The sequence below is a fragment of the Salmonella sp. SAL4457 genome (assembly GCF_046548235.1).
Taxonomy (GTDB): Bacteria; Pseudomonadota; Gammaproteobacteria; order Enterobacterales; family Enterobacteriaceae; genus Salmonella; species Salmonella enterica.
The window spans coordinates 1-254 of record NZ_JBGDZO010000885.1 but is presented as its reverse complement, the minus strand read 5'-3'; the positions used below and the strand labels follow the sequence as shown (position 1 = coordinate 254).

The 254-nt window shown below is 65.4% G+C and carries 1 protein-coding gene; it reads right to left on the bottom strand.

What is annotated here, in order from left to right; genetic code table 11:
• A partial coding sequence (locus tag ACLJNW_RS26745; RefSeq protein WP_410961587.1) for a nitrilase-related carbon-nitrogen hydrolase occupies positions 1-254 on the bottom strand: 254 nt, incomplete at both ends.

Below are 254 nucleotides of genomic sequence, written 5' to 3'. Positions count from 1 at the left end.
CGCCGTTGTTGGTCGCGCGGATCATCCAGCGACCGCTTTCCAGGGCGCGCATCTGTGCCATCTGCAGGTGCTGCAAAGGGCCTATGGAAGTGCCGAACCAGGTGTCGTTGCTCACTGTCAGCAACACCTGGCTCTGCGCCGCGAGCGCGGCGGCGAACTCCGGGTAGACCACTTCGTAGCAGATGTACGGGGCGATCTGGTAGCCCTTGGCCTTGAGCAGCGGCTGGTCGGCCGGACCGCGAGCGAAGTCGGAC